The sequence below is a fragment of the Kitasatospora sp. NPDC004240 genome (assembly GCF_053603215.1).
Genome location: NZ_JBSGFD010000153.1, coordinates 1 through 21,031, shown reverse-complemented (window position 1 = coordinate 21,031; position 21,031 = coordinate 1). Strand labels below are relative to the sequence as shown.

The following is a 21,031-nucleotide window of genomic DNA, read 5'->3' as shown; positions in this document are numbered from 1 at the left end:
TACCGGGAGATCAACGCCGTCCTGCGCTCCCCCGACCGCGACCGTCTCGTCCCGTACCTGCCGTACCTGCGCCTGCTGTTCTCGGCAGTGTCCGGTGCCCCAGGCCCCGGGCTCGGTGCGCGTCCCCAGCCACCGGACCATCGCCGGCTCCTCGGAGACCACCCGGCCCAGCGCGATCGCGAAGGTCAGCGCGGCGAACATCACGATCAGCCAGGACAGCCCGGTGAACACCACCCCGTACGGGCCGAACTGCTCGACGCTGCGGCCCATCGCCCGCGGCATGTAGACCCGCGAGGCCAGCCCCAGCCCGACCACCGCGCACCCGCACAGCACCGCCCCCGGCAGCAGCGGCAGCCAGCGCACCCGGGCGCCCAGCAGCAGGTGCTGGGTCCACCACCACATCAGCGTCCCGATCAGGAAGGTCAGCGGGATGCCCAGCCGGCCGCCCTGGCCGATCCCGTCCCGCAGGGGCGTCTGGAACACCAGGACCAGCAGCCACACCAGCAGCCACACCAGCCAGCGCCAGGCGGCCACCCGGGTGCCGGCCCGGCGCATCTCCCAGCACCGCTCGCAGACCCGCTGCATCGCCCGGCTCAGCGCGGTCGCCGACAGCAGGGTGATCAGGGCGCCCGCCACCCCGAAGCTCGGCTCGTTGTCGTGGCTGCTCGCGAGGAGGTCGTGCACCGACTGCTGGGCCGCGCCCTCCAGGCCCAGTTCCTTGCGCAGTGTGGTCACCACCCCGTTGCGGACCGACGCCGGGGCGAACACCGCGAGCACGAACAGCGCGGGCAGGGCGCTCAGGAAGGCCTGGGCGGCCAGCCGGGTCGCGCAGTCCAGCAGGTTCACCCGCAGGATGTGGCCCAGCGCCCGGCCCACCACCGGCACCCGCTCCGGCAGATCGCGCGCGGTCCGGGCCAGCCCCGCCCCGCGCGCCTTCATCCGGGCGGACCGTCCGACGGGGGGCCCGCCGGGGGACGGCTCCTCGTGCGGCTCTTCGGCGTGCGGCTCGTCGGGGGACGCGTCGTCGGGCGGTTTCTCCGTGGGTGGTCCGTCGGAGGGCGGTCCGTCGGCGATCGGCCGGTCGGGGGAGTCGTCCGAGGGCGGGCCGCTCGGCTTGTCGGTCACGGCTGGTCCTCCTCGGCCTGGGTGGCGGGGCAGTGGGGTCAGCCGGGTGCGGGCATCCGGATGCTCAAAGAATCCACCGGTCCGGGCTCGCCCGCATCCGCTGAGGCGTCCGCACGGCCCACCACGGACGGTACGGAGGCCGGGCGGGCCGTTCAGCCGTCCCGTCGCTCCAGCAGCGCCAGCGTCGCCCCGCCCAGCGGCACGGCCCAGCACGCCGAGAACCCCGCCCGCAGGGCCGCCCGGGCCGACTCCACCGGGATGCCGCCGAGCGGGTCCGGGGTGTCCCCGAGTACGAGCAGCCAGATCCGCCTGCCGGACCCGAGGCACTCGGCGGGCTGCGGACACGGCTCCGGGAACAGGTCCTGGGCCTCGACCGCGCCGCGTCGCACGAACACCGGGTACGGCCGGACGTCCGCCGGCAGGTAGTAGGAGACCCCTTCCGCCGTCATCGCCCAGGCCTGGTTGCCGAGCGGCGCCGCCAGACCGTCCCCCGGCCGGTATCCGGCCGAGATCAGCCGGGCCGCCGCCCGGTACGGCTCCTGGGACAGCGTGTGCGACCCGGCGTACCGCACCCGCTTCTGCAGCGGCACCGCCAGCAGCGCGGGCACCGCGATCACCCCCACCGCCAGCAGGACGCCCGCGACCCGCAGCTGCCGGTCCGGCCGCTCCCGCCCGGCCGTCCGTGTGCGCGCCGGCGTCCGGTCGCGCCGTGCGGCGGACGTCACCGCGGCGTGCACCGCGCCCACCCCGCCGCCCGCCAGCAGCGCCCACGCGGGCACGGTGAAGATCAGGTAGCGGTTGGTGAAGTAGGAGGCGCCGCCGGCCTGCGACAACAGCCAGACGGTGAGCGTCGGTGCCACCACCAGCAGCAGCGGCGTGACCGCGACCACCCGGCGCCACGGCAGCGCCAGGGCGAGCACGCCCAGCAGCAGGAACACCCGGTACAGCTCCCGGGAGCCGAGCAGCAGTTCCCCGGAGTCCAGCAGCTCCTGCGCCGTCGGCCTCGTGATCCAGCCCAGCTGCCGCCCCGACTGCCGGCTGCCCAGCACCACCACCGGCAGCAGCGGCAGCGTGGCGGCCGCCACCGCGAGCGGGAACTGCGCGAGCACCCGCCGCTCCGCCGCAGGCCGGGCGCGCCGGAGCCACAGCAGCACCGCGCCCGCCTGCCCGACCACGGTGCTGAACGCGACCAGGTGTCCGGCCCCGGCGACCGTCATCGCCACGCAGTACGGCGCCCAGCGCGCCATCGCCGCCCGGCCCGCGGCGGGCCGGTCCAGCGCCCGTAGCAGCAGCCAGGTCGCCGCCGCGACCGCGCAGGTCACGATCGCGTAGGAACGGGCCTCCTGCGCGTACCGGGAGACGATGGGGACGGTGGCGAACAGCAGCCCGGCCGCGACCGCCGCGAGCCGCCCGCCGTACAGCCGTCGTGCGGCCAGCGTCACGAAGCCGGCCGCCGCCGCCATCGCCAGCACCGACGGCAACCGCAGCGCCGCCACCGATTCGCCGAACACCGACGTCCAGCCGCGCATGAACAGGTAGTAGGTGCCGTTGCTCGCGTCGACGTGCTTCAGCAGCCGCAGCACGTCGTCGGGCCGCCGGGTGACCACCGACCAGGTCGCCACCTCGTCCCGCCACAGCTCCGGCGTCTCCAGCCGGTACCCGCCGACGACGGCCATCACCAGCGTCGGCCAGAGCCACACCTGCCGCCCCGGCCACCCCCGTCCCGGCTGCCCGCGTTCCGGCGGACGGGGGAGGGCCGGGCGCGGTGGTACGGCTGGAGTCATGTGCGTGGTGCCCGATCGGTGTGGTGCCTCGGTGCGGTGGTGCGCCGTCCTGTCGACGCAGTGATGCACACCCACCGGCCCTCCGGTGCCGCGGCGCGCCGGTGGGGACCGGATCAGGCCCAACGGTTCGCCCGGGCTGCCGGGTCAAGACTCTGACGTCCCGTCGGCACTCCGTCCGGCCGCCGCCCCCTCTCCCGACCCCAGCGCCTGCCCCACCCCTGATCCGGTACTCTGTGGATCGAGCGTCGGCCAGGCGCTCGCTGCCTTGTCGGGAGACAGGCCCCCGCCTCAGTAGCTCAGGGGATAGAGCACGGCTCTCCTAAAGCCGGTGTCGCAGGTTCGAATCCTGCCTGGGGCACGACAGCAGGGTGCCGCAGGCCCCCGCCCGGACGCCGGGCGGGGGCCTGCGGCGTTCGGGCCGGGTGTTCAGCGGACGCCAGGTTCAGCGGACGGGGCCGCCCGGGCGGTCGGGGACCTCCCCGAGGAGGCCGCCGGGGAAGCCTTCGCGGCCCGACCGTTCCAGGGGCGGCTCGGTGCGCGGGGGCTCGGCGCGGGGCGGTTCGGCGTAGGGCGGCTCGTCCGGCGGGACGTCGGTGTCCCCGTGGGTGGAGCCGGTACCGGCTCCGGGGAGCGGACCGGGGAACGGGGTGGCCGAGGGGACCAGGACGCGCTGGACCCGGGGCCGGGTGCGCCAGTTCACCCGACGCACGTCACGGGTGAGGGCGCCGGGGCGCCACAGCTCGATCGCCGTGGTCACCGTGCCGATCACCATGCCGGCGGCCAGCCAGCCGCCGAGGACGTCGCTGGGCCAGTGGACGCCGAGGGCGGTCCTGGTCCAGCCGATGGTGAGCACGACCAGCCCCGCCACCGCGCAGGCGGCGATGCGACCGGTGCGCCGGACCCGGGGCCAGAGCAGCCCGACCAGGACGGCGCAGGTGATCGCGGAGGCCATCGCGTGCCCGGACGGGAAGGCGGGGCCGCCGGCGTGCGAGACGGGGTCGGGGAAGCGCGGCCGAGGGCGGTCGAAGGCCAGCTTCAGCGCCCACTGGCCGCCCCAGCCGATCAGCGTCACCGCCGTGACCCAGCCCGCCAGCATCCGCGCACCGATCAGCCACAGCCAGAGGGCGGCCAGCCCGAGGGCGGTACGCATGGTGACGGTGCCGCCGATGTCGGAGAGGGTCTGAACGGCGGCGGTCCACGTGGCGCTGCCGCGGGCGTGCTCGTGCAGGCCGTCGATCCAGTGCTGGTCGAACCGGGCCAGCGGAGGCCAGTGGCTCTGCACCAGGGCCGCCAGGACGCCGAACAGAACGGCACAGCCGGCCGACAACACCGAGTACCGCAGCAGGCGTCGGTTACGCCGGGTGATGGCTGGCGCGCGGTTGGTCAGGTGCATGGCTGACACCTTCCCAGTGGACCGTGCCGATCGAGCGGTGGATCGATAGCGATTTGGCATCTTTTGTGCGGAGGACCTGCGGACGCCGGGAACGCGGGAGGCTGCCGCGGGGTTCTCCGTACGGCGGGTGGCCCGGGCGGGTTGGGCGCTTCTTCGTGCGGCCGGGCCCCGGGTCGGCCGGGAAAGCCGGCGCGCGGCGGCGGCCGGCCTCCCCCGTGCCCTCCCGCGCGACGGGGGGCGTCCCGCGCGAGAGAGGGGGCGCTCGGCGCGGCGGCGGCCGCCCGTCCGGAATCGATCGCGCGATCGGCACTTGAGGTGCACCGGCGGTCACCCTCCGTCCGGATCTCGTGCGAAAACCGGCAGGATACTGCATCGCTGGAAGAATCTGAGCGACTTGGGAATGTTGTCCGGAATCTGTTCGTTGGATCGTTACGTGTGAGCCCCCCCGGGGCCCGCACTTCTTGCCCTTTCCGGGCAGGCAGGCAGAGCTCGGCAACACCAGCAAAGGGAGCAAGCATGGCCACCCGTGCCGTCGTTCGCGACAGGGCCGACCGGACTCGCGCGGCCCGCCCGACCAACCTTGAGGCCGACCGTGACCTGGTCGGTATGTACCTCGACGAGATCGCCAGGACGCCCCTGCTCGATGCCGCCGAGGAGGTCGAGCTCTCACTGCGGATCGAGGCCGGTGTGTACGCCCAGCACCTGCTGGACGAGGGCGAGCTGCCCGAGGGCGTCCAGCGCGAGGAGCTGGAGGCGATAGCCGAGGACGCGGAGCGCGCCAAGGACGTCTTCATCCGTTCGAACCTCCGTCTCGTCGTGGCGGTCGCCCGTCGGTACCCCCGCAGCGGCCTGCCGCTGCTGGACCTCATCCAGGAGGGCAACGCGGGCCTGGTGCGGGCGGTCGAGAAGTTCGACTACGCCAAGGGTTTCAAGTTCTCCACCTATGCGACCTGGTGGATCCGGCAGGCGATCACCCGGTCGATCGCGGACCAGTCGCGCACCATCCGGCTGCCCGTGCACCTGGTCGAGGAGCTGGGCCGGATCCGGCGAGTCCAACGGGAGAAGTCCAAGGAGCTGGGCCGTGAGCCCGAGCCCGCCGAGATCGCGGCCGAGCTGGACACCACCGAGACGCGGATCAAGGACGTCCTGGACTGGGCACGGGACCCGGTCAGTCTCAACATGTCGGTCGACGACGAGGGCGAGACCCAGTTCGGCGATCTGGTCGAGGACACCGGCGCCACCTCTCCCGAGGACGCCGTGATGGTCATGCTCCGCCGGGAGGAGCTGGACGACCTGATCGGACGGCTGGACGACCGTACGGCTTCGATCATCCGGTCGCGGTACGGGATGGAGGACGGCCGCGAGCGCACCCTGACCGAGGTGGGCAAGCAGCACGGGCTGACGCGTGAGCGGATCCGCCAGATCGAGAAGCACGCGCTGGCGGAGCTGAAGAAGATCGCCGACCACGCCGGCTTCGAGGCGGCTTGACCGTCGCCGTGCGGGCCCCGGCGCGGATCACTCCGCCGCCGGGGCCCGCCGCGTGTTCCGGCGGTGCGGACGGGTGCTTCTAGGCTTGTGGCGACGGACTGGGACGAACGTGCTGTGGCGACGGACCGTGATGGACGGGCCGTGGTGATGCCTCCGGCGGTGATGGGCGGGACACGGGGGTTCCGGCGGCCGTCGGCGCCGGAGAAGGACAGAGGGAGCAGTGATGCGGGACGAGAACGCGGAGCCGGCGGCGGACGCCGTCACCCCGGACGCGGCGCCGGGCGCTACGCCTGAGCCGGTCCCGGGACGGGATCCGGGGCAGGACGCGGCCGAGGAGGCCCGACGGGCGGCCTCCGCCCGGAAGGCCCGGCTGATCTTCAAGGACCCGCTGGACCAGCAGTCCCGGGACGACACCGACGCCGGCTGGGGCGAGCGCCCGGGTACGGGCTCCGGGACCGGGCGGGGGCTGGACTGGTATCTGAGCCAGCGCCCGCCGCACCACGGGGACTGAACGCATCACGGGAACTGAACGCGCCCCCGGCGGGTGCAGCCGGGCCGGGCTCCGGGCCGGAGTCTCAGCGCTGCCCCGCCACCAGGGCGTCGCGGATCTCGGTGAGCAGGGTGACCTCCTTCTCCTCGGCCTCCACCTGGGTCTCGGCGAGGGTCTTGCGCTTGGCGGTGTAATGGTTCATGGGCAGGATCAGGCAGAAGTAGACGACGGCGGCGGTGATCACGAACTGCAGCACCGCGCTGAGCACGGAGCCCCAGAGGATGAAGATGCCGGACGTGACCTCCCCGGCCGCGTCCACCTCGCAGGGCCCCTTGAGGCAGGAGCTGTAGGAGGACAGGTCCTTCGCCCCGAAAAGGCCGACGATCGGATTGATCACGCCTCTGACGAAGGCGTTGATGATGTTGGTGAAGGCCGCACCGATGACTACGGCGACGGCGAGTTCGACGACGTTTCCACGCAGCAGGAATTCCTTGAAGCCCTTCATGCCGCGTGAACGACGAGGTGGCGGAACGGTTACGGGTGATCTTCGGCGGAGCCCGATTGACAACCCGTTCGATCGACACCGGCCGCCGCCGGCGGTGGCAGCCCCGCCCGCAGCGGCCCGGCCGTGAGTGCCACGGCGAGGACGAGCAGGCCCAGGGCGGCCACCGGCGGACGCCCTCGTACCGCCCGGCGGAGCCGGTGACGCAGGGTGCGGCCGGGCCGGATCGGTGGGAAGCGCGGGAGCTCATGACGCGGCGGCACGGAGTATCCGGGGGATCCGGGAGGCCTCGAATGCCCGGTGGATCCGTCGGATTCGGCGGAGGTGTGGGTCGTCATGGCGCACACTCTGCACCGGACCGGGGTGGGGGGAAATCCTCCTTCCCATTCCTGTGGAAAACCCGGCCCTGTGGATAACTTCGTACACTCACATGGCCTAACAGCGGCGCCCGGGCGGCCCGGTGAACGCGTCCGGGCCCGTGCGCGCCGGGGCCTGCGAACGCGAGAGGCCCGGTCCCGCGTTCAGACGCGGGACCGGGCCTCTCGAAGCCTGGCCGGACGGGCCGGAAGGGCTACTTCGCCGCCGCCGGGGCGGAGCTGGCGGCCGGGGCCGAGCTTCCGCCGGTGCCGCCGCCGCTCGTCGAGGGCGAGGAGGACGGGGTAGAGGTCGAGGACGACGAGCCCGCGCCCACCGAGCTGCTGGAGGACGAGCGGCTGTCGGTCCGGTAGAAGCCGGAGCCCTTGAAGACCACACCCACGGCCGAGAAGACCTTGCGGAGCTTCCCCTGGCAGTCGGGGCACGTGGTCAGCGCCTCGTCGGTGAACTTCTGCACCGCCTCCAGGCCGTTGCCGCACTCGGTGCACTGGTACTGGTACGTGGGCACTTGTCTTCCTCCTGGCACTCTCGCCTGATGAGTGCTAACGATGTTCAATGATGCGGCATTCCGCTGGAACAGTCCAGCGACTCAGGTGTGAGATGAGCCGGGAGCGGCAGCGGGGTCACCCCGCTACCCGCCCGTCCGCGGTGCCCCGTCAGCCCTTGGCCGCCCCGACCAGCTGCCCCGCTCCGGCCCGGGAGGACCCGGCGCCGGCCTCGACGCCCGCGTCGGCTTCGACACTCGCGGCGATCTCGACGCCCGCGCCCGTGAGCGCACCGGCCTCGGTGCCCGCGCCGGAGCCCGCCCCCGGTGCGACCAGCAGGTGCCGCAGCGCGATCAGCGCGACCAGGCCCAGCCCGGCGCCGGCCACCGGCACCAGGAACCCGGCCGAGGTCCCGAAGCCGTCGATCAGCTGCCCGGCCACCGTGGAGCCGGCCGCCAGGCCGAGGCCGATGGCCCCGGTCAGCCAGGTGAACGCCTCGGTCTTGGCGCCGTCGGCGACCAGCGTCTCGACCAGGGTGTACCCGGTGATCAGGGTGGGCGCGATGGCCAGGCCGCAGACCAGGCCGGCCGCGGCCAGCGCGGCCAGGTTCGGCATCGCCCACAGGGTGGAGCAGCCGACCACGAGGAGCGCGTAGCTGACGAGCATCCGCTGCCGGGCGGAGCGGCGCCAGGCGATCATGCCGTACAGCACGCCGGCCAGCATCGAGCCGCCGGCGAAGATCCCGTACACGATGCCGTTGGCCTCGGGCTGTCCGGCGGCCTTGGCGAAGGCGGTCACCGAGACCTGCATGGCGCCGAAGACGGTGCCGACGCCGAGGAAGGCGCCGGCGAGCAGTCGGACGCCGGGGGAGGCGAGTGCGGAGGCGCGGCGGGCGCCGGGCCGGTGCGGGTGGCGGGCCGGCGCGGTGCGCCGCTGGGCGGCGAAGGCGAGGCCGCCGACGACGGTGAGCGCCGCCTCCGCGATCAGGCCGGCGGAGGGGTTGACCGTGGTGGCGATGGCGGTGGCCAGCACCGGTCCGACCACGAAGGTGAACTCGTCGGTGACCGACTCGAAGGCGAACGCGGTGTTCAGCATCGGTGAGGAGGTGCCGTCCGGCGAGGTCAGCCTGGCGACCCAGCGGGCCCGGACCATGGCGCCGATCTGCGGGACGCTGGCACCGGCCGGGGCGGCGGCCAGGAACAGCGTCCAGACCGGGGCGTGGCCGAGCGCCAGGGCGATCAGCGCGCCGACCGACAGCGCGTGCACGGCGACGCTGGGCACCAGGACGGCGGCCTGGCCGTAGCGGTCGGCGAGCCGGCCGGTCTGCGGGCCGACGAAGGCCTGGGCGACGGCGGAGACCGCCGCGACCGCGCCGGCGGTGCCGTACGAGCCGTGGGTGTCCAGGACCAGCAGCACGATGCCCAGGCTCAGCATCGCGTACGGGAGCCGGGCTGCGAAGGCGGGCGCCAGGAACGTCCAGGCGCCGGGCGTGCTCAGCAGCGCGCCGTAGCCGACGCGCGCGGGGGCGTCCTGGGCCGGGGCCTGCTGGGCGTCGTTCTCGACCGTTCGGCGGGCCGTCACGGTCGGTCCTTCCTGCTGCCTGGTAGCGCAGAAGGGGCAAAGGGGTGGCCCCGACGGCGCCGAGAGTCGTCCTCTCGCGCGTCGACCGGGGTAGATACCGGGCCTGGCCGGCGAGGGTTGCCGTGGGCCGGGCCGCGGCCGCCGAACGGTCGCGCCAACTCTGCTTCAGACAGATGTTGGGGGTGTATCAACCATCATACTTATACGCGCGTAGATGTCGCGCTCGCCTCCACACTACAGGCAACTGTCAAAACTGTCCTGTCGATGCAAGGTGAACGGCGGATGACACCCGGCCAAGCCAAGCCCTGCCCGCCCGCCCGATCCGCCGAGACACCCGCCCGATCCGCCGAGACACCCGCCCGATCCGCCGAGACACCCGCCCGGCCCGCCGAGCCGTCCACCCGCCCGGATCACCCCGCGGCGCCCCCGGGTCGCCCGTCCCGCCCGTTGAGCCAGCCCGCCAGCTTGCCGCCCTTGTCCACGGCCCGCAGCCGCCGCTCCGCCGCCTCGCTGACCTCGTCCGTGGTGACCACCAGCAGCTCGTCGCCGCCGCGCAGCACGGTCGCCTTGTCCGGGACGAAGCTGTTGCCCTCCCGGACCACCAGGGTGACCGCCGCGCCGGACGGCAGCCGCAGCTCGCCGATCTCGACCCCGGACATCCGCGAGGTCGTCGAGAGCGCGACCGACAGCAGGTGGCCGTGCAGCTTCTCCAGCGGCGCCGACTCGATGCCGAGGTCCTGGCCCATCGAGCCCTCGGAGATCCTCAGCCACTTGGCGACCCACGGCAGGGTCGGGCCCTGGAGCAGGGTGAAGACGACGACCAGGATGAAGACGATGTTGAAGACCTCCTGGGCCTTCGGCGCCCCCGCCACCATCGGGATGGTGGCGAGCACGATCGGCACCGCCCCGCGCAGTCCGGCCCAGCTGAGCAGGGCCTGTTCGCGGGCGGGCAGCTTGAACGGCGTCAGGGTGAGCACCACCGAGAGCGGGCGGGCCACGAAGACCAGCACGGTGCCGATGACCAGCGCGGGCACCACGGCCGAGCCCATCGTCTCGGGCGTGCAGAGCAGTCCGAGCAGGACGAACATGCCGATCTGCCCGATCCACGCCAGCCCGTCCGCGAAGCCGCGGACGGCGGGCCCGTGCGGCAGCTTGGCGTTGCCGAGGATGACGGCGCTGATGTAGACGGCGAGGAAGCCGGAGCCGTGCAGCAGCGCGCCGCCGGCGTACGCGAGCACGGTCAGCGCCAGGACGGCGATGGGGTAGAGGCCCGAGGACGGCAGCGCGACGTGCTTGATCCCGTACGCGCCGAGCCGGCCGACCGTGTAGCCCACGGCGGCGCCGATGGCGAGCTCGGAGAGGATCGTGCCGATCAGGACGTACCAGGGGTCCAGCTCGCCGGTGGTGGCGAAGGCGACCACCAGGATCACCACGGGGGCGTCGTTGAAGCCGGACTCGGCCTCCAGCAGGCCGGTGAGCCGGTGCGGCAGCGGGACCATCCGCAGCACGGAGAAGACGGCCGCGGCGTCGGTGGAGGAGACGACCGCGCCGAGCAGCAGTGAGGTGCGCCAGTCCAGGCCGACCAGCCAGTGCGCGCCGGCCGCGGTGACGAAGACGCTGACCCCGACGCCGAGCGTGGCCAGCACGGTGGCCGCCGGCATCACCGGCTTGACCTCGCGCCAGCTGGTCTTGAGGCCGCCCTCGGCCAGGATGACCACCAGGGCGGCGTAGCCGAGCACCTGGGTGAGCTCGGCGTTGTCGAAGGGGATGCCGAGGCCGTTCTGGCCGAGTGCGACGCCGATGCCGAGGTAGATCAGCAGACTGGGGAGCCCCGACCGGGTCGAGATGCGCACGGCGACCACCGCGACCAGCAGGATCACGGAGAACTCGAGGAGCAGCTGGTTCAGGTGGGCGACGTTCACGCAGGGGCACCTCGGGCAGGCTGGGGGCGGGCGGGGTGTCGTTCTGGTGACCCGGGCCGTTCCGGTGGCAGGCCGGTCGGGCGCGGGGTGTGCGATGACCGCGGGGGTCGTGGCGACCGGCGGGCACCGGAGGTGGGTTCGGACGCCGACTGGTCTCCTAACGGATCGTTACTCAGTCTAACATTTTGCCATATCTTTAGCTTCACCCCTCCCCCGGGTCCACATGCTGAGCTCCCGCGATACAACGGTGGGCGTCCCCCGTGCACGGCCGCCAGCCGAGTCCGCCTAATGTGGTGCCCTGTCGCGGGCCCTGTGCCCCGGCCGTGCCCCCCGCCCCCCAGCCGAGGACCGCAAGGACCCAGATGCCCCGCTCGAAGAAGTTCCGGCGCGCCCGTCTGATCGTGATCGTGCTGGTCGTGCTGCTGGTGGCCGGTCTCGGCTATGGCGGCTACCGGGGGGTGGCGGCCGTCCGGGCCTCCTTCCCCGAGGTCAACGGAAGCGTCAAGGTGGCGGGCATGAGCGCGCCGGTCGACGTCAAACGCGACGGCAACGGCATCCCGCAGCTGTACGCCGACACGGAGGAGGACCTCTTCCGCGCCCAGGGCTACGTCCAGGCCCAGGACCGCTTCTGGGAGATGGACGTCCGGCGGCACATCACCGCGGGCCGGCTCTCCGAGATGTTCGGCGAGGGCCAGGTCGAGACCGACTCCTTCCTGCGCACCATGGGCTGGCGCGAGATCGCGAAGAAGGAGTTCGACGAGCAGCTGTCCCCGGAGACCAAGAAGTACCTCCAGGCCTACACCGAGGGCGTCAACGCCTGGCTCGGCGAGCACCCCGGCGGCCAGAGCGCCTCGCTGGAGTACGTGCTGCTCGGCGTGGTCAACGGCGACTACAAGCCCGAGCCCTGGTCGCCCGTCGACTCGGTGGCCTGGCTGAAGGCGATGGCCTGGAACCTCTCCGGGAACCTCCAGGAGGAGATCGACCGCTCGCTGCTCGCCCAGGACTTCACCCCGGAGAAGATCGCCGAGCTGTACCCGGACTACCCGTACGCCCGCAACGGCACCATCGTGAAGGCCGGCACCGTCTCCGGCGACGTCTACAAGCCCGCCGAGGGCACGGTCGTCCCGCCGGCCGCCGCTGCCGCCGCCGGCCAGAACGGCGCCACCCCCCAGAACGGCACCACCACCCAGGGCGCGGCCGCCACCAAGGCGCTGCTCAAGGGCGTCACCGACCGGGTCGACGCGATGCCGCAGCTGCTCGGCCGCCAGGGCCAGGGCATCGGCTCCAACTCCTGGGTCGTCGCCGGCTCCCACACCACCACCGGCAAGCCGCTGCTGGCCAACGACCCGCACCTCGGCCCCGGCCTGCCCTCGGTCTGGTACCAGATGGGCCTGCACTGCCGCACGGTCGGCGCGAACTGCCAGTTCGACGTCTCCGGCTTCACCTTCGCCGGCATGCCGGGCGTGGTGATCGGCCACAACAAGGACGTCGCCTGGGGCTTCACCAACCTCGGCGCCGACGTCACCGACCTCTACCTGGAGAAGGTCACCGGCCCGGACACCTACCAGGTGGACGGCAAGGACAAGAAGTTCACCCTGCGCAAGGAGACCATCAAGGTCGCCGGCGGGGAGGACCGCCAGATCACCGTGCGCACCACGGAGGACGGCGCCCCGCTGATCTCCGACCAGAGCACCGAGCAGCAGAACGTCGGCAAGTACGCCCCGAACGGCAACGCCGCCCCGGACCGCTCCACCACCGGCTACGGCGTCGCCCTGAAGTGGACCGCGCTCCAGCCGGGCCGGACCATGGACGCGGTCTTCCTGCTCGACCGGGCCAAGGACTGGACCGAGTTCCGCGCCGCCGCCGAGCGCTTCGCCGTCCCCGCGCAGAACCTGGTCTACGCCGACACCAAGGGCCACATCGGCTACCAGGCCCCAGGCAACATCCCGGTCCGCGGCAAGGGCGACGGCACCTACCCCTCGCCGGGCTGGGACTCCGCCTACCAGTGGAAGCCGAACTCGATCCCCTTCGCCTCGCTGCCGTACGTCTACGACCCGCCGGCCGGCTACATCGTCACCGCCAACCAGGCCGTGACCGACCCCGCCTACAAGCCGCTGCTCACCAAGGACTGGGAGTACGGCACCCGGGCGAGGCAGATCACCGAGCAGATCGAGCTCAAGCTCAAGAACAACGGCCGGATCTCGCCCGACGACATGCAGTCCATGCAGCTCGACAACACCAACGTCTTCGCCAAGACGCTGGTCCCGCTGCTGCTCAAGGTGCAGATCGACGACCCGTACGTCCGCGAGGCGCAGGACCTGCTCAAGGACTGGAACTTCCACCAGGACGCCGACTCGGCCGCCGCCGCGTACTACAACGCCGTCTGGCGCCAGCTGCTCAGCCTCTCCTTCGGCCAGAAGTTCCCGGCCGACCTGCGGGCCGAGACCAACTGCCTGCTGGTCCGTCAGCAGCACGACCAGACCAAGCCCGACGCCGGCCCCTCGCCGATCGTCACCGAGTGCGGCACCCGGGACCCCGGCAAGGCCCAGCCCGACGGCGGCGACCGCTGGACCGAGGTGGTGCGCGAGCAGCTGAAGAAGCCCGACAGCGGCTGGTGGACGTACATCGACGCGCAGCACCGCGAGCAGAAGGGCATGGACAACCTGCTCGCCGAGGCGATGAAGAACGCCCGCCAGGACCTCACCGCGCTGCTCAGCAAGGACATCTCCACCTGGAGCTGGGGCCGGCTGCACAAGCTGACCCTGCGCGAGCAGACCATGGGCACCGACGACTCCTCGATCGGTTCGGCCCTGGTCCAGCGGCTGCTCAACCGCGGCCCGTACCGCCTCTCCGGCGGAACGGCGGCGGTCGACGCGGCGGGCTGGAACGCGGCCGCCGGCTACGAGGTGGACTGGATCCCGTCCATGCGCATGGTCGTCGACCTGAAGGACTTCGACGCCTCCCGCTGGGTCAACGTCGGCGGGGCCTCGGGGCACGCGTTCCACCCCAACTACAACGACCAGACCGACCTCTGGCTCAAGGGCAAACTGCTGACCTGGTCCTACTCCGCGGACGCGGTGGAGAAGTCGGCCCAGGACAAGCTGGTGCTGACCAGCGGCTGACGCCCGGCGGCGCGCTCGGCGGCCCGGTCCCGGTTCCCCGGGGCCGGGCCGCCGCGTTCCTCCCCGGGGGGACGGAAGGTCAGCGCAGCCTCCGCAGTCCCGAGGGGGTGAGAACGGCGTCCACCGGCAGGTCGTGCGGCTCGGCGGGCACGCTCTCCAGCAGTTCGTGTCCGTACAGCAGGGTGGCCAGCAGGGGACGTGCCCCGGAGCGCTCCAGCCGGGCCAGTACCCGGTCGTACGAACCGCCGCCGCGCCCCAGCCGCAGGCCCCGGCGGTCCACCGCCAGGCCGGGCAGCAGGACCAGCGACGCGGAGACGACGGCGTCCGGGCCCAGCCGCTCCCCGGTCGGCTCCAGCAGGCCCCGCGAGGCCGGGGCGAGCGCCCCGGAGCCCTCGTAGCGGGCCCAGTCCAGGTCGTTGTCGGCCAGCAGCACCGGCAGCAGCACCCGGACCCCGCGCTCCAGCAGCGCGTCCAGCAGCGGCCGGGTGCCCGGCTCGGCGCCGACCGACACGTACGCGGCCACCGTCGCGCCCGGTGCGGCGAGCTCCCCAGCGTGCGCGGCAAGGGCGTGCGCCGCCTCCTCTCGCTCCTGCGCCGTCAGTGCGCGGCGCTCGGCCAGCAGCCGTGTCCTCAGCTCGCCCTTCTCGTTGTGCATCGGATCCTCCAAGCTCTGTGACCCGTGACGAGCCCTGTGCCCGCACCGTGCCCGTGACGCTCAGAGCCTGACACGCGGAAGGCGCCCTGATGTCCACCCCGTTGCTGGTCCAGGCCCTGGCCGCGCTGAGCGCGCCCGCGCTGGCCGGCACCACCCTGCTGGCCCTCCGACTGCGCCGGGGCGACAGCGGCGCCGCCGCCCGCGAGGCCCGGCTGCGCGAACGGGTGGCCGAACTGGAGAGCCGCTGCGCCGAGCTGGAGCGCACCGCCTCCTGCGATCCGCTCACCGGGGTCTGGAACTACCGCCACCTCCAGCTCACCCTGGACCGGGAGATCGAGCGCTCCCGCCGGGCCGAGCGCTCCGAGCACCAGGACGGACCGCGGCCGCTGGCCGTGCTGCTGCTGGAGATCACCGGCTTCGAGGCGATCATCACCGCGCAGGGCCGGGGGCGGGCCAACGCCATACTGCGGGACCTCGCCCAGCGGCTGGCCATGGAGATCCGCCGCTCCGACACCCTCGGCCGGTACAGCGGCGAGGAGTTCCTGGTCGTCCTGCCGGACACCGGGGCCGAGGGCGCCGCGCAGGTCGCCGAACGGCTGGTCTGGTCGGTGCGCCGGCACCTGCTGCTGGACTGGTCCTCCGGCCCGCGGGAGGGGCGCCGGGCGCACGGCAACGGGCTGACCGCCGCCGTCGGCCTCTCCGTGCTGCCCGAGGACGGCGGCCACGCCGCCGTGCTGCTGCGGGCCGCCGACCGGGCCCTGGCCGAGGCGCGGGCGGCGGGCGGCGACTGCTGGCGGGGAGCGGCGGGCGCACAGGCGCGACCGGGTGTTTCCCCGCCGTCCTCCTCCCGGTCGCACAGCGGCTCCGATGCCGAACGTGACCGTTCGGGAAAGCCGGGTAGTCTGTCGGCCTGTGCCGGAGGGGAACCCCTCACCCCACCCGTCACTTCCTACACGCCTGCCACTGTGGTCGGGCCTCACGACGCGCTCTCGTAGCCGGTCCACCGTGCTCCGTGGCCGGTCGGCCGTGAGCCCGGCCGGCGAAATTAATGCCTTAGTAAGGTAAAACGCATGACGACGACTAACTCCCGAATCCCGGTAACCAAGGCCGTGGTGCCCGCGGCCGGTCTGGGCACGCGCTTCCTCCCGGCCACCAAGGCCACGCCCAAGGAGATGCTGCCCGTCGTCGACAAGCCGGCGATCCAGTACGTCGTCGAGGAGGCCGCCTCCGCCGGCCTCTCCGACATACTGATGGTCACCGGCCGCAACAAGCGGGCCCTGGAGGACCACTTCGACCGGGCGTACGAGCTGGAGGAGCTGCTCGCCCGTAAGGGGGACCAGGACCGCCTGCGCCGCGTCCGCGAGTCGGTCGAGCTGGCCAACATGCACTACGTCCGCCAGGGCGACCCCAAGGGCCTCGGTCACGCCGTCTCCGTCGCCGAGCAGCACGTGGCCGGCCAGCCGTTCGCCGTCCTGCTCGGTGACGACCTGATCGACCCGCGCGACCCGCTGCTCTCCCGCATGATCGAGGTCCAGCAGGAGCTGGGCGGCTCGGTCGTCGCGCTGATGGAGGTCGACCCCTCCCAGATCCACCTGTACGGCTGCGCCGCCGTCAAGGCCAACGGCTTCGGCGAGGACGTCTTCCAGGTGACCGACCTGGTCGAGAAGCCGGAGACCGCCGAGGCCCCGTCGAACTACGCGGTCATCGGCCGTTACGTCCTCGACCCCTCCGTCTTCGACGTGCTGCGCGAGACCCCGCCCGGCCGCGGCGGCGAGATCCAGCTCACCGACGCCCTGCGCGAGCTCACCACCCGGGACGCCGCTGACGGCGGCCAGGTGCACGGCGTGCTCTTCAAGGGCCGCCGCTACGACACGGGTGACCGCGCGGACTACCTGCGCGCTATCGTCCGACTGGCCGCCGAGCGCGAGGACCTGGGCCCGGAGTTCCGCTCCTGGCTCCGTGAGTTCGTCGGCTCCGAGCTGCAGGACTGACACCGCGACAGAGAGTGAGTGAGCCGATGACCGGGTCCCCGGAGAGCACCACCGCCCACGGTTCCTGCTGTGGCGGCGGTCCCGCGGACCCGGCATCGGCCTCCGGCCCGTCCGGGCGCGCTCCGGGTGACGGCATGTGGACGGTCGACGAGCACCTCGCCGACGTCCTGGCCGCCGTCGCCCCGCTGCCCGCGATCGAGCTCCGGCTGCTGGAAGCCCAGGGCTGCCGCCTCGACGAGGACGTCGTCGCCGAGGGCGACCTGCCGCCCTTCGACAACAGCTCGATGGACGGCTACGCCCTGCGCACCGCCGACACCGCCGGCGCCACCGACGAGTACCCCTCGGTGCTCCCGGTGGTCGGTGACATCGCGGCCGGCGCCGCCGAACTGCCCCGGGTCGGCCCCGGACAGGCCGCCCGGATCATGACCGGCGCCCCCGTGCCGCCCGGCGCCGAGGCCGTCGCCCCGGTCGAGTGGACCGACGGCGGCACCGGCACCGGCCTGGCCGCCACCGCGATGACCGCCGCCGCGGCCGACGAGGAGGTCCGGGTGCTGCGTCCGGTCTCCGAGGGCGCCCACATCCGCCGCCGCGGCAGCGACGTCCCGGCCGGCAGCAAGGTGCTCGACGCGGGCACCCGGCTGGGCCCGACCCAGCTCGGCCTGCTCGCCGCGATCGGCCGCTCCACCGTCAGGGTCCGCCCGCGGCCGCGCGTGGTGGTGCTCTCCACCGGCAGCGAACTCGTCCAACCCGGGGAGCCGGTCGGACCGGGCCGGATCTCCGACTCCAACAGCTTCACCCTCACCGCCGCCGCCCGCGACGCCGGCGCCATCGCCCACCGGGTCGGCGGCGTGCCGGACGACCCGGCGGTGCTGCGCGCCGTCCTGGACGAGCAGCTCGGCCGGGCCGACCTGATCGTCACCAGCGGAGGCGTCAGCGTCGGCGCCTACGACGTGGTCAAGGAGGCCCTGCGGCCGGACGCCGACGGGACGGACCACGGCCGCGTGGACTTCCGCAAGCTGCGGATGCAGCCCGGCAAGCCGCAGGGGTTCGGCCGGGTCGGCCCCGGCCGCGGCGTCCCGCTGCTGGCGCTCCCCGGCAACCCGGTCAGCGCCTACATCTCCTTCGAGCTGTTCGTCCGCCCGGTGATCCGCACCATGCTCGGCGCCGACGACGTCCACCGGCCCACGGCGCGCGCGGTCTGCCCGGTGGCCCTGCGCTCGCCCGCCGGACGCCGGCAGTTCCTGCGCGGCCACCACTCGCCCGCCGACGGCACCGTCGAACCGGTGGGCGGCGCGGGATCCCACCTGGTCGGGGCGCTGGCCAGGGCGAACTGCCTGATCGTGGTCGACGAGGAGGCCACCGCGGTGGCGGCGGGCAGCGAGGTCACGGTCGTCCTGCTCGGCTGAGGCGCCGGCCGGCCGTCGGGCCGCGCCGCGGGGTCGTCCGCGGGGCCGCCCCGGACCCGTCGTAGGAGCCCGCTCCGGAGGGGGTCCGCAGCCCGTCTCAGCGGCTGACACGCCCGTCCCGCGCCCCGGCCGAGGTGGGGGTACGGTAGCGCGGTACTCGACCCGCGCCCCCTGGAGCACCCCGTGAGCACACCACCCGGACCTGGCGACCGCCTCACCCACGTCGACGACCAGGGGGCGGCGAGGATGGTCGACGTCTCGGAGAAGGCCACCACCGTCCGCACCGCCGTCGCCGCGGGCCGGGTCCGGGTCTCCGCCAGGGTGGTCGAGCTGCTGCGCGGGGAGGGCGTGCCCAAGGGCGACGCCCTCGCCGTCGCGCGGATCGCCGGGATCATGGGCGCCAAGAAGACCCCGGACCTGATCCCGCTCTGCCACCCGATCGCCATCTCGGGCGTCAAGGTCGACCTCTCCGTCACCGACGGGGCGGTCGAGATCACGGCCACCGTGCGCACGGCCGACCGGACCGGCGTGGAGATGGAGGCCCTCACCGCCGTCGCGGTCGCCGGCCTCACCGTGATCGACATGGTCAAGGCCGTCGACAAGGCCGCCACCATCGAGGACGTCCGGGTGCTCAGCAAGACCGGCGGCAAGAGCGGCGACTGGTCCGCCCCGGAGGCCGGGGCATGAGGGCCCTCGCCGTCACCGTCTCCAACCGGGCCTCCGCCGGCGTGTACGAGGACAAGGGCGGCCCGCTGCTGGTGGCCGGCCTGCGCGCGATGGGCTTCACGGCGGACGGCCCCCGGGTCGTCCCCGACGGCGAGCCGGTCGAGCGGGCGCTCCGCGAGGCCGTCGCCGCCGGCTACGACGTCGTGCTGACCACCGGCGGCACCGGCATCTCGCCGATGGACCTCACCCCCGAGATGACCGCCCGGGTCATCGACCGCCAGGTGCCCGGAATCGCCGAGGCCATCCGGGCGTACGGCCGGGAGAAGGTCCCCACCTCGGCACTGTCCCGGGGGCTGGCCGGTCTCGCCGGACGTACGCTGATCGTCAACCTGCCGGGCTCGACCGGTGGCGTCAGGGACGGCCTGGCCGTCCTGGAGCCGCTGCTCGCGCACGCCGTCGACCAGCTCGGTGGCGGCGACCATCCCCGGCCCGACGCGGATTCCTCAGCTTCCGGGAGTGCCCACTGAACGCCGGTTGGCCGGTAGAACTCCACGAGGGGGAGGTCGCGCTGCGCCCGATCCGGGCCCGCGACCAGCGGGACTGGCAGGAGGTCAGCCGGCGCAACCGGGACTGGCTGCGCCGCTGGGAGGCCACCGTCCCGCCCGGCCCGGCCGGCCACGGCGCCGGACCGCGGCCCACGTACCGCCAGATGGTCCGTTACCTGCGCAGCGAGGCCTCGGCCGGGCGGATGCTCCCGTTCGTCGTGCTCTACAAGGGACAGCTGGTCGGTCAGCTGACCGTCGGCGGCATCACCTGGGGCTCGATGTGCTCGGCCAACGTCGGTTACTGGATCGACGAGGCGGTGGCCGGGCGGGGCATCATGCCCGCCGCGGTCGCGCTTTCGGTGGAGCACTGTTTCAGCACCCTCGGACTGCACCGGATCGAGGTCTGCATCCGTCCCGAGAACGGGCCGAGCCGCCGGGTGGTGGAAAAGCTCGGGTTCCGCTCGGAGGGAATGCGTCCACGGTATCTCCACATCGACGGCGACTGGCGTGACCACCTGGTCTACGTGCTGACCGCTGAGGAGGTCCCGGAGGGGATGCTGGCGCGCTGGCGGGCGCTCAGCGCGGGGCGTGGAAGCGGTAATTGAATATATGTTCGAGTCAAATATCGATATGGCATCGATGCTGCGACGGACGTGCACAAATGCCGGCAAAATAGTCGGAGAATCAGCTTGATCACACGACACGCCGTGCCAAATTGCTGCCAGGCCTTCCCCCACGCCCGTACGGTGTGAAACGTGAGCAGTAGTGGCCTTATCTACGCCGTCATCGTAGGGGCCTGGGCCGCCTATCTGGTGCCGATGTGGCTCCGCAGGCAGGACGAGCTCAATGAAGCGCGCCCGACGGAACGCTTCAGCACCGCCATCCGCCTGCTGGCCGGGCGTTCGGCGTTGGAGCGGCGGGCATCCCGGGCCCTGGGCGACGACCCGCGTGGCGACGACGAGCAGAGTGACGAGCACGGCGGCGACGGTGCCTCCCCGGAGCACGGGGACGTGGCCGTCCCAGGCGACCCTGCAGGTGTCCCCTCGGGCGGCCCCGACCCCGGGCGGCCCGAGCCCGCCGAGGTACGGGCCCCGGGGCGCTCCGGCGTGCCCGCCGAGGCGCAGCCGGTCGAGCGTTCCGCCGAACGGTCCGCGGACCGCGCCGCGGACCGCACCGGCGAGGGGTCCCTCCTCCACGACGCCGACCGCCTCGCGGGAGGCCGTGCCGGAGCCGAGCGGCGGGCGCTGCTGCTGGCCCGCCGACGCCGCATGGTCACCGCCCTCTTCCTGGCCTTCGCCCTCGGCGCGGTCATCGCCGCCGTGGCGGGCCTGGCCTTCCTCTGGGTCCCGGCCGTGCCGGCGGTCCTCCTCACCCTCTACATCGGCCACCTCCGCAAGCTGGAGCGCCAGCGGTACGAGGTGAAGCTCGACCGCGCCCGCGCCGCCCAGGCCGCGGAACGGCTGCGCGACCGCGAGCGGCAGCGCGGCGGCGCGGTGGCGGA

Annotated in this window: 18 protein-coding genes and 1 tRNA gene; 11 read left to right on the top strand and 8 right to left on the bottom strand. The window is 73.3% G+C overall.

What is annotated here, in order from left to right; translation table 11 throughout:
* Both ACWEQL_RS31300 and ACWEQL_RS31295 read right to left on the bottom strand, forming a co-directional pair.
* A partial coding sequence (locus ACWEQL_RS31300) for a YhjD/YihY/BrkB family envelope integrity protein (RefSeq protein ID WP_452153724.1) occupies window positions 1–1,125 on the bottom strand: 1,125 nt, incomplete at its 3' end.
* A 152-nt stretch (window positions 1,126–1,277) separates the two neighbouring features.
* Window positions 1,278–2,825: a glycosyltransferase family 39 protein gene (locus ACWEQL_RS31295; RefSeq protein WP_452153723.1), complete on the bottom strand. Its 1,548-nt coding sequence runs from the start codon at window positions 2,823–2,825 to the stop codon at window positions 1,278–1,280.
* A 369-nt stretch (window positions 2,826–3,194) separates the two neighbouring features.
* Here ACWEQL_RS31295 and ACWEQL_RS31290 point away from each other — a divergent pair.
* Window positions 3,195–3,267, top strand: a tRNA-Arg gene (locus ACWEQL_RS31290).
* An 84-nt stretch (window positions 3,268–3,351) separates the two neighbouring features.
* Here ACWEQL_RS31290 and ACWEQL_RS31285 read toward each other — a convergent pair.
* A complete protein-coding gene (locus tag ACWEQL_RS31285) occupies window positions 3,352–4,302 on the bottom strand; it encodes a phosphatase PAP2 family protein (RefSeq protein WP_452153722.1) in 951 nt (316 codons plus the stop codon).
* Window positions 4,303–4,818: 516 nt separating this feature from the next.
* Between ACWEQL_RS31285 and ACWEQL_RS31280 the strand changes: the two genes are divergently transcribed.
* Together ACWEQL_RS31280 and ACWEQL_RS31275 are read left to right on the top strand one after the other, a co-directional pair.
* Window positions 4,819–5,790, top strand: a complete 972-nt coding sequence (locus ACWEQL_RS31280) for a sigma-70 family RNA polymerase sigma factor (RefSeq protein ID WP_452153721.1) — start codon at window positions 4,819–4,821, stop codon at window positions 5,788–5,790.
* Window positions 5,791–6,013: 223 nt separating this feature from the next.
* Window positions 6,014–6,301, top strand: coding sequence for a hypothetical protein (locus ACWEQL_RS31275; RefSeq protein WP_452153720.1), 288 nt, complete (start codon window positions 6,014–6,016; stop codon window positions 6,299–6,301).
* 64 nt (window positions 6,302–6,365) lie between these two features.
* On the opposite strand, the gene mscL is transcribed toward ACWEQL_RS31275, so the two are convergent.
* The 4 genes from mscL to ACWEQL_RS31255 form a co-directional block, all read right to left on the bottom strand.
* Window positions 6,366–6,785: a large conductance mechanosensitive channel protein MscL gene (mscL, locus tag ACWEQL_RS31270; protein ID WP_452153719.1), complete on the bottom strand. Its 420-nt coding sequence runs from the start codon at window positions 6,783–6,785 to the stop codon at window positions 6,366–6,368.
* A 568-nt stretch (window positions 6,786–7,353) separates the two neighbouring features.
* On the bottom strand, window positions 7,354–7,665 hold the full coding sequence (locus tag ACWEQL_RS31265; RefSeq protein ID WP_452153718.1) for an FmdB family zinc ribbon protein: 312 nt from the start codon (window positions 7,663–7,665) through the stop codon (window positions 7,354–7,356).
* A gap of 148 nt (window positions 7,666–7,813) precedes the next feature.
* On the bottom strand, window positions 7,814–9,223 hold the full coding sequence (locus ACWEQL_RS31260) for an MFS transporter (RefSeq protein ID WP_452153717.1): 1,410 nt from the start codon (window positions 9,221–9,223) through the stop codon (window positions 7,814–7,816).
* Between the two features lie 410 nt (window positions 9,224–9,633).
* Window positions 9,634–11,145 carry a potassium/proton antiporter gene (locus ACWEQL_RS31255; RefSeq protein WP_452153716.1) on the bottom strand — a complete coding sequence of 504 codons (1,512 nt, stop codon included), beginning with the start codon at window positions 11,143–11,145 and terminating at the stop codon, window positions 9,634–9,636.
* A 362-nt stretch (window positions 11,146–11,507) separates the two neighbouring features.
* On the opposite strand from ACWEQL_RS31255, the gene ACWEQL_RS31250 reads away from it, so the two are divergent.
* The gene (locus ACWEQL_RS31250) at window positions 11,508–14,267 is read left to right on the top strand and encodes a penicillin acylase family protein (RefSeq protein ID WP_452153715.1); all 2,760 of its coding nucleotides are present in this window, start codon (window positions 11,508–11,510) and stop codon (window positions 14,265–14,267) included.
* A 79-nt stretch (window positions 14,268–14,346) separates the two neighbouring features.
* On the opposite strand, the gene ACWEQL_RS31245 is transcribed toward ACWEQL_RS31250, so the two are convergent.
* Complete coding sequence (locus ACWEQL_RS31245) at window positions 14,347–14,922, bottom strand: 5-formyltetrahydrofolate cyclo-ligase (protein WP_452153714.1); 576 nt, start codon at window positions 14,920–14,922, stop codon at window positions 14,347–14,349.
* A gap of 89 nt (window positions 14,923–15,011) precedes the next feature.
* Between ACWEQL_RS31245 and ACWEQL_RS31240 the strand changes: the two genes are divergently transcribed.
* From ACWEQL_RS31240 to sepX, 7 genes are all read left to right on the top strand, one after another.
* Window positions 15,012–15,917 carry a GGDEF domain-containing protein gene (locus ACWEQL_RS31240; RefSeq protein ID WP_452153713.1) on the top strand — a complete coding sequence of 302 codons (906 nt, stop codon included), beginning with the start codon at window positions 15,012–15,014 and terminating at the stop codon, window positions 15,915–15,917.
* A gap of 75 nt (window positions 15,918–15,992) precedes the next feature.
* On the top strand, window positions 15,993–16,913 hold the full coding sequence (gene galU, locus ACWEQL_RS31235; protein WP_452153712.1) for a UTP--glucose-1-phosphate uridylyltransferase GalU: 921 nt from the start codon (window positions 15,993–15,995) through the stop codon (window positions 16,911–16,913).
* A gap of 134 nt (window positions 16,914–17,047) precedes the next feature.
* Window positions 17,048–18,319: a molybdotransferase-like divisome protein Glp gene (glp, locus tag ACWEQL_RS31230; protein ID WP_452153711.1), complete on the top strand. Its 1,272-nt coding sequence runs from the start codon at window positions 17,048–17,050 to the stop codon at window positions 18,317–18,319.
* Between the two features lie 246 nt (window positions 18,320–18,565).
* Complete coding sequence (gene moaC / locus ACWEQL_RS31225; protein WP_452153726.1) at window positions 18,566–19,006, top strand: cyclic pyranopterin monophosphate synthase MoaC; 441 nt, start codon at window positions 18,566–18,568, stop codon at window positions 19,004–19,006.
* Window positions 19,003–19,512, top strand: a complete 510-nt coding sequence (locus tag ACWEQL_RS31220) for a MogA/MoaB family molybdenum cofactor biosynthesis protein (RefSeq protein WP_452153710.1) — start codon at window positions 19,003–19,005, stop codon at window positions 19,510–19,512. The genes moaC and ACWEQL_RS31220 overlap by 4 nt, the downstream gene beginning before the upstream one ends.
* Window positions 19,509–20,135 (top strand): GNAT family N-acetyltransferase, encoded by a 627-nt coding sequence (locus tag ACWEQL_RS31215; protein ID WP_452153725.1) that lies wholly within the window; start codon window positions 19,509–19,511, stop codon window positions 20,133–20,135. The genes ACWEQL_RS31220 and ACWEQL_RS31215 overlap by 4 nt, the downstream gene beginning before the upstream one ends.
* A gap of 150 nt (window positions 20,136–20,285) precedes the next feature.
* Window positions 20,286–21,031: divisome protein SepX/GlpR (sepX, locus tag ACWEQL_RS31210; protein ID WP_452153709.1), on the top strand; the 746-nt coding region annotated here is incomplete at its 3' end.